Consider the following 8,189-nt stretch of genomic DNA (forward strand, 5'->3'; position numbering starts at 1 on the left):
GGATTTTCGGAAACGTAATGGAAGTATTTTTCCATACCCTCTGGAAGCAACCACCTTTCTCTTTGTAGAATATCTCGCAACTCTTCTAACTGCTCGGCAGTGGGAGCATCACCATACACATCGGTTATTACTTTGGTTCTCAGCGAAGTACAAGCATCCTCAAAGCGGATATGAGTCAAGCCCATGTGTTCCAACTTATCGTAGTAAGCAGCACCCTCTGCTATGCTGGAGAACTTGTGAGTAGCGATGTACTTTTGGATTTCATCATTGGGGTCAATGGTGGATTTGCCGTCCCGCTTGGCAATGGCTCTTTCCAACAAGTGCTTGGTTTCATCATCACTGGGGTTAAGAGCGATAGCTTTATTGAAATCCTCAATCGCTTGTGGGTACATAAAAAGATTGTAGTGCGAATAACCTCTGTGCATATACATAAAATAATTGGCTGTCGCTCCGCTCAACTGAATAGCTTTGTCGTAATCTGGCAGTGCTTCCTTATACATTCCATCGTTTTCTTTGGCTAAGGCTCTGAAATAAAAGGCTTCAGGTTTATTATAGTCAAGTTGGATAGCCTTGTCAAAGTCCTTAATAGCACTGGTATAGTCGCCGATGTAGAAGTAGCCCATTGCCCTCTGATAGTGCAGTTCTGCACTGGGTGTTTGGTGAATCAAGTTATCAAAATACATCACTGCTTTCATATTGGTTTCATACCCTTGATTTTGGGAGAAAGCAGAGAAAGACAGTAAAAGTAAAGAAACAAGGAAAATGATTTGTTTTTTCATAAGTTTAAAAGTTTGTTAATGAATGAATTATTTTTTTAGCATTAATTATTTTTCTGATAATGGATATAAACTTTACAATGTGGATAGCGCAATACTCAATGAATTAGCAAAGATGCGCAACTGCAAACCTGCCAAATAGCATGAAACAAACTTAGATAATAAAGTATTCTAAAAAAATAGTCAATTATGACTAATTTTCTCAAACTATGTTTTATGCAGGGGTATTCCATTGGCAAATAACATTCTCGTTTGAGCTTTTAACCACATACAATCCACTTTTTAGGGCATAAGAGAGTAGCTCATATCTACTTTTTAAGTCAAGTTTGCTCAGAATACTCCTTACATGAGCGGCGATAGTATGCGGTGAGCGAATCAGCTCTGCTCCTATTTCCTCATTTGTCTTTGTAGGATTTTCTACCAAAATTTTAAAATGTGTATCTCTTCACGAGTCAATTCAAGGTACTTCATAGTGATATTTGTTTAGTAGTGATACTTGATTTTACATTGCTATATTTATTTTGTTATTAGATTGATTATTAATCACATTCACGAAAAGAGTTTAGGGATAACAAAGGAATTTAACAGAAATTTGTAAAGAATTTAGCTTGAGTCTCAGTAAGTATAGCTGGTTGAAAAAAAGCATTTTAAGCGGGAACGAAGTCTATCTGGTATTCAGAGTTTGCCTTGTCATCAGCCCTGAATCTAACAGAAAAAGAAGTTTCTGTCAAATTTAGTAAAGGTGTTTTTGCTTCTCTGCTTGGATTGCCCCTGTCAAAAAGGATATTAGTATTATTATCTACCAATTCCCAAGTTCCACTATCTCCCAAATGTGCCACAATAGTAATAGGTGAATCACTCAAAACGATGTTATAAGTGCCATTGGCAAAAAATGTAATACGGTAACTACCATAATTCCTCATATTATCCACTGAGCCATTAATCGTTACTCGAGAGATTCGCCAAGTTTTAGTTAGCATCTCTTTAGGCGTTTTTGGCTTAGGAGGTTCTTCTGTTCCTTTTTTCTTGCAGCCGTCAAAAACGAATAGAGCGACAAGCAATAAAATTATATGTAAGATTTTCATGTTTTTTCAAGGTTTAAGTGTTTAGAGTTTTATTTAGAAAGATTGATTCTTTTGACTGCTACCCTCTTTTGCTCTATCACATGGAGGTAGTACACCCCTGAGGCATATTCAGATAAGTCCAACTGCAATTGTTCTTGTATTTCTTGCTTGCTTAGGCTTTTTACTTCTTGCCCAAGTGAGTTCAAAAGTTTGATAACTTCTATTTTCGCATTCTTGGGGAATTGTACTATTAGCCGATTAGAGGTCGGGTTGGGATAAGCAAGGATACTATTGCTAAACTCCTCATCTACCGCAGACATCACGTTATTAAGGGTAAAAGGAATCACTGCCGACTCGCAACCTGTTACGCTGTTATGCACTACCAAATTAAAATTGTAATTTCCTGCTACTGTATTCTGTGGAATATTGACGGTAATAGGCGAGGCTGTTAGCGGCTGTTTATTAATAGGCACAAATCCAGGGAGTGCATTTGCGCCTGCCGTCAAAGAAAACTGATTGGGCGAACCCGTAGTAGCCGTATAAGGAATCGTAAAAGAAGTAGAACGCGTATTGATAGAAGGTATAGCCCCTAAGGTAATGGTAGGGATAGGGTTTACCGTTCCCGATACTGCCACATTTTGCGTAACCGTTCCGTTGGTATGGGTAATGTTTCCTGAAGGTGAGCCTGTAGCATTGGCAGCTAATCGCACACGAATAGTGGCAGAACCTGCCCCAGAAGGTGGAGGCGTAAAGGTGATTCTTGTAAAATAATCTACACCATCATCAGAAATTTGAAAGCCAGCAGGAGGCGTAACAGCCAACTCCTCAGTCATATTGGTAACAGAAAGCGTATAAGTTTGCACATTAGAGGCAGAACCCGCACAAGAGTTAAAAGGGGTTAATGTGTTTGAGAATGTAATTGTAAAAGCAGAAGCTGTTGCCCCTACTACTACTGAAAACGGAACTACTGCTGATATACAACCTGTGGTACTATTGCGAACAGTTAGATTAAAATTGTAAGTTCCTGCGTTTTTGGTAGCAGGTAAGGATAAACTAATAGGAGAAGCAGTCAAAGCCTGATTGTTTACTGGCACAAAACCTGCCAAAGCATTTGCCCCTGCGGTAATAGAATACTGATTGGGTGAGCCTGTAACCGCAGTATAGGGAATACCTACTGAAGTAGCGGTAGTAGTAACCGAAGGGACTGTTCCCAAAGTAATAGTAGGAATGGGATTGACCGCTCCTGAAACAGCCACATTTTGCGTAGCTGTTCCGCTTGTATGTGTAATGTTGCCAGAAGGAGAGCCAGAAGCATTTGCCGCTAAACGTACTGTAATGGTGGTATTTGCTACTGTGCCATTGGTAGCGTTTAGGGTCAAAGTATTGCTAAAAGTAGTGCCATTAGAAGAAATCTCAAAGCCTGTGGGGGCATTGATAGTAATATTTGCGGATAAGTTTGAGCCTGAAACGGTGTAGGTTTGGGAAGCGGAAGGCGTACCTGCACAAGTAGAAAAAGGAGTAAGTGTACCTGTAGTAGTGATGACAGGCAGAGAAGCCAAGCGAACAATCCCATTCTTTACTACTCCATTAAAAGTAGCAAAATCTCCACCTACTATTATTTTTCCATCAGATTGAACAGCAATGGTGCGAACCCTGCCATCAAAGCCTGTCCCCATGCTAAAAGTATTATCTCTTGTACCGTCATTATTGAGGCGAATAAGCCTATTGATAGGAGAACCATTAAAAGCAGTAAAATCTCCACCAACCCATATCTGGTCGCCTTGTAGTTGAATATCTCTTACGGGATTATTGAATCCAGTGCCTATATTAAAGGAATTGTCCCTTGTCCCATCGGCATTTAGACGAATAATATGATTTGCACTTGTGCCATTAAAAGTAGTAAAACTTCCTCCTATTAATATCTTTCCACTGGTTTGTAATTTAATAACATATACCTTATCTGTATCGGCAAAGGCTGTTCCTACATTAAAAGTCGCATCTAAAGAGCCATTTGTATTAAGGCGAACTATCTTTCTTGCAACAGTATTATTATAGCTTGTAAAATCGCCCCCTACAATTATTTTTTCATTAACACCATCAACTTGTATTGCAAGTGCATAGACATAAGCATTATTGAAAACACTATTTCCAGTAGCAAACCCAGTTCCTGTTACAAATGTATTGTCCCTTGTCCCATTCGCATTTAGTCTGACAATTCTCCCTATCACTGTTTCAGTTTGAGTTGCATCTCGCCTAAAGCCACCTCCTACTATTACCTTCGTTTCGTTCCCAACAGTCTGTAAAGCTAAAGCATATACCGCGTTTATCTCTGTAGTATTGCCACCATTTAGCACTGGGGCAGCAAAAGTTTGGTCTCTTATGCCATCTGTACTAACTCGTATAACATTATTGATATTACCTATATTATTGTATGTAAATAAGTTACCAATAGCTATGATTTTCCCATCAGACTGCCTTACTATATCATTTACAAAGTTAGTTCCTGTAGTAAAACCTACTCCTCCAGCATTAAAAGTTGCATCATTGATGCCATTTGAGTTAAGTCGAGCAATTCTTCCTATAGCAACTCCATTACTAAATGAATTAAAACTTCCTCCTACTAATATTTTTTCGTCAGGTAGCATGAAAACTTTACCAACAAGAGGTCTTTGTTCACTTGGGGTTGTACTTGTACTTACCCCTACTTGCCCCTGCCCAGCAGTAACAGTAAAAGTAGGGTCATCTATCCATGTAGGGTTTTGTGCTTGCCCTTGGGCTATTGGCAGCACGCCTACCAAAAAAGCAAGCACAACGATTCTGAATCCTTGCCAAAAAACCTTTTGACAAGGGAAGTGTAAAACATATTTTTTCATAGATTATTTTTTAGATTTTTTTATTGCAGTTTATTTATTTTATGTGTTTTTTATTTCTATCATTGATGACTTTTGCTCCATACAATGCACCTGCGACTAATAATATGCCCAAACCTCCATCTATGGGAATCTCGCTACTGGGAGGTGGTACAGGGTCGAGTCCTTGAGCTTGTAGATAAAAACTTACGAACATTAAAAAGCTTGCTACGATAATTCTTTTCATTGCTTGATAATTTTTTTAGTTTCAGTATAGTTTAAACCATTGATTTTGAGTAAGTAAATACCTTTGGGCAAGCCTTCTATGCTCATATTCACTTTCATTTTTTCTTCCTTTTTTTCCATGCTTTGAGCCGCTACTACTCTTCCAAGCAAGTCCGTAATTTCAATGCTGATGTTTCCTCTTACTTCGTTTTCTAAGGAAATAGAGACCTCACTATCAGTCGGGTTTGGGTAAAGCAATGCTTGACTGCTTACATTTACTTGGTTTTTTTGTGCGGTCAAGTCGGGCAAAAAATGTAAGAAAAAACGAGCGGAATCGTAAGTGAGGTTCGTACTAAAAGTATATTCCTTTTGCAAAATATCGTGCAGTATGCCTTCCTGCCTATCTTCTAAGTAAATCTTTGGCTTGCCTTCAAAATGCTTCATTTCGGTCATTTTGAAAGTAAAAGTTCCTTTTTCGCTGATGATAAAACGCAAGGGAACAAGGGTTTCTTTGCTAAGTTCTGGAAGCCCGTTGATGGCAAAGTTTTGCTTGCTCGTGTGCGTAAAAACATTGGGTGCGCCGCCTGTGTTGAACTGTATTTTGGGGGCATCAAAGGCATTGTCAAACTGCTCGGTTGCCTTTTTGCGGAAATAAACAATGGTTTCATCTTTTAGGACTTTGCCCGCCAACTGAATTTTTAGCAATCCATTAATATTCTGACTTTCAGTGCTTTCCGTTCTATAAAATTGCGGATTTTGGTACGTAGTGAGGCGAACTGCATTCGTAAAACTGAAATTTGAAATACCAATGTTTGTTTTTCTTACAAAAAATCCCTGTCCTAAGGCGATTTCGTTGGTGCTGCTATTAGTCCCTGTTCCTGCACCTTGTACGTAGTAAGCCCATGTACCACTGTAAGGGGCAGTTGCAATTCTGCGGTAGTTGTAACCATCAATTTGCCCACTATTGAGTGCGTAAAGTGCATCAAAGTCTATGGGTGAAGGGTAGGGATTACCTACCAAGTTCCAACCTGCATTGCTTGCATTGCCTCTGGTGATGGGCAAAGACAAATTGCCATTGTTCAATGCACCAAAAAAGTCAATCACTGTTCCTGAATTGAGGTTGAGTATGTAGCCTCTCCCTACGTCTAAGGCTTCAGAAAGGGCGGAAGGCGACTCCCAGCCTTTTTCAAAAACGTTAAAAGTTGGGGGTGAACTTATTACTCTGCTTTCTTCATAGCGATAAAAATTAGGAAACGCACCCGCATACTGCACCACAAAGTCGTAGTTAGGGTTTAAAACCAAAGGAACGTCATCATTAAACTCGGCAATGGTTTTTCCTGAAACAGGGGAAGAGAAATAGTTATATCCTTGAACCGTAGTGCGTTCTGCATAAGTTGGCACAAACCTTTGTACGTTTACATTGCCCACTATGCTACCTCCCAGATTTGCCACCATGCCTTGTTGGGTAGCATTGGACAGTAGGCTCAAATAATTATTAGTAAGCAAATCTCCTGCTTGCATTCTCAAAAGTTCGGAAATTCCTACTGCCCCAATGAGATTGATAGTTTTCCCTGTAGCATTGACATTTATCGCTTGTACGATAGGGTTGCCTACGCCTTGCAAGCTAAAACCCTTGCCTGTAATAGTTACATTTTCGTTATAAGTTCCTGTATTTAAGACAACTGTGCCGCCATCGGGAACAGCAGCTACCCCACCTATGAGTGTCAGTTTTGCACCTGTAGGCGTATTGGTAAAGCCATCGTTGGCATCATTTCCATCTTTGCGAACATAAATAATAGAACCTGTACCAATGCTTACATTTACACTATTGGAAGTAGCGGAACTGCTTAAAATGCACGTGCCACCTGCAATACTAATCTCACAAGTAATCACGTTTCCATTTGCCAAACCTGTGGCGTTCCAAGTATTTGAGGTAGTATTTTGTTGGGAAACGCCATCTTTTTTAAAATTGTAGGTAATGGTGCCGCTCGGTACATTGCTTACTGTTGCTGTAAATGTGGTCGCTACTGTAGTAATGCTGGCAGGGGCAATGCTCACAGTTGGGGCAGCACTATTATTGACTGCTCCCTGCAAAAATGCCTTTTGAGTAGTTGCGCCTGTAGCGGTATGTGTAAGCTCTGAGTCTGTGTAATTTCCTGCGGTTGCGGTGCTTGCTATTCGGATATAAATCGTTGTTTCGGCAACATTTCCACTTGTTGGAGTCAAGTTTTGCGAACTTGCAAAACCACTCGTGGCATTGGTTTTAGAAATCTCAAAACCTGTAGGTGCTGTAATGACAATATCAGAAGTGAGGTTTGCTCCCGCAATGGTGTAGCTTTGTGTTTCAGAAGGCGTACCCGCACAAGTAGTAAAAGCATCAAGCGTTCCGCCAAGCACGACATAAGGCGTTACTTCGCAAAGTAGATTTGCACCTCTTAGCCTTACCAAGCCATTGAAGTTGGTAAATTTTCCACCTACATAGACAAAACGCCCATCAGCAGACATTTTGAGCGAAAATACATCACTGTTAAAACCTGTACCTGTGTTAAAAACAGCATCTTGCGAGCCGTCTGTATTCAGGCGAACTATCCTTCGGGCATTGGTTAAGTTTCCATTAAAAATAGTAAAAGCACCCCCTACGATTATTTTCCCATCGGCTTGCAAAGCAAGTGCGAATACACTGTTGTTAAAGCCTGTGCCTATATTAAAACCCGCATCTGCCGAGCCGTTTGTATTTAAGCGAGCGAGGGCATTGGCGGTATTTCCATTAAAAAGCCCAAACTGCCCCCCTACGATTATTTTTCCATCATTTTGGACAGCAATGGTATTGACGTTGCTACTAAAACCTGTCCCTATATTAAAACTTGCATCTATGCTTCCATCAGTGTTGAGGCGGACAATGCGGTTAGTGGTAGAGCCATTGTAGGTCGTAAACTCACCGCCTATTATACTAAAAAGTAAAAGGTTTTGAAATTTGGATTAGGAAAATTACGAAAAAAGTACAATATTTGGTAATCAAATTAGTAAAAATGTTATCACAAGCAGACTATGATTTACTAAGGGAGTTACAACACAATGAACGCTATGCCAGAGCGTACAAGAAGATAACTGTGCTTTTAATGCTTCATTTGGGTCAAAGTATGGAGGTGATTAGTGCCAGTTTAGGCATCAGTGAAGGAACAGTGAGGAACTATCGGCAGCGATATGAGCAAGTAGGTTTGGAAGCCTATTTACAAGATAATTATCAAGGTTATACAGGCAAGTTGAGTGTGGCA

Annotated in this window: 7 protein-coding genes; 1 reads left to right on the forward strand and 6 read right to left on the reverse strand. The window is 40.0% G+C overall.

All coding sequences use genetic code 11. From position 1 onward, the window contains the following. The 6 genes from BM141_RS21765 to BM141_RS21790 all read right to left on the reverse strand — a co-directional run. On the reverse strand, positions 1 to 779 hold a 779-nt coding region (locus BM141_RS21765), incomplete at its 3' end, for a tetratricopeptide repeat protein (protein ID WP_143091070.1). 211 nt (positions 780 to 990) lie between these two features. Next, positions 991 to 1,200, reverse strand: coding sequence for a response regulator transcription factor (locus BM141_RS21770; protein WP_177217510.1), 210 nt, complete (start codon positions 1,198 to 1,200; stop codon positions 991 to 993). 223 nt (positions 1,201 to 1,423) lie between these two features. Beyond that, complete coding sequence (locus tag BM141_RS21775) at positions 1,424 to 1,861, reverse strand: lipocalin-like domain-containing protein (RefSeq protein ID WP_091549552.1); 438 nt, start codon at positions 1,859 to 1,861, stop codon at positions 1,424 to 1,426. 29 nt (positions 1,862 to 1,890) lie between these two features. Beyond that, positions 1,891 to 4,713, reverse strand: coding sequence for a T9SS type A sorting domain-containing protein (locus tag BM141_RS21780; protein WP_091549553.1), 2,823 nt, complete (start codon positions 4,711 to 4,713; stop codon positions 1,891 to 1,893). Between the two features lie 34 nt (positions 4,714 to 4,747). Then, the gene (locus tag BM141_RS21785) at positions 4,748 to 4,936 is read right to left on the reverse strand and encodes a PID-CTERM protein-sorting domain-containing protein (protein WP_091549554.1); all 189 of its coding nucleotides are present in this window, start codon (positions 4,934 to 4,936) and stop codon (positions 4,748 to 4,750) included. Beyond that, positions 4,933 to 7,863 carry a T9SS type A sorting domain-containing protein gene (locus BM141_RS21790; protein WP_317039503.1) on the reverse strand — a complete coding sequence of 977 codons (2,931 nt, stop codon included), beginning with the start codon at positions 7,861 to 7,863 and terminating at the stop codon, positions 4,933 to 4,935. Before BM141_RS21790 ends, BM141_RS21785 begins: the two co-directional genes overlap by 4 nt. Positions 7,864 to 7,943: 80 nt before the next feature. On the opposite strand from BM141_RS21790, the gene BM141_RS21800 reads away from it, so the two are divergent. Then, the coding region (locus BM141_RS21800) for a helix-turn-helix domain-containing protein (protein ID WP_143090725.1) at positions 7,944 to 8,189 on the forward strand (246 nt) is incomplete at its 3' end.

The sequence above is a fragment of the Thermoflexibacter ruber genome, from assembly GCF_900113045.1.
Lineage (GTDB): Bacteria > Bacteroidota > Bacteroidia > Cytophagales > Thermoflexibacteraceae > Thermoflexibacter > Thermoflexibacter ruber.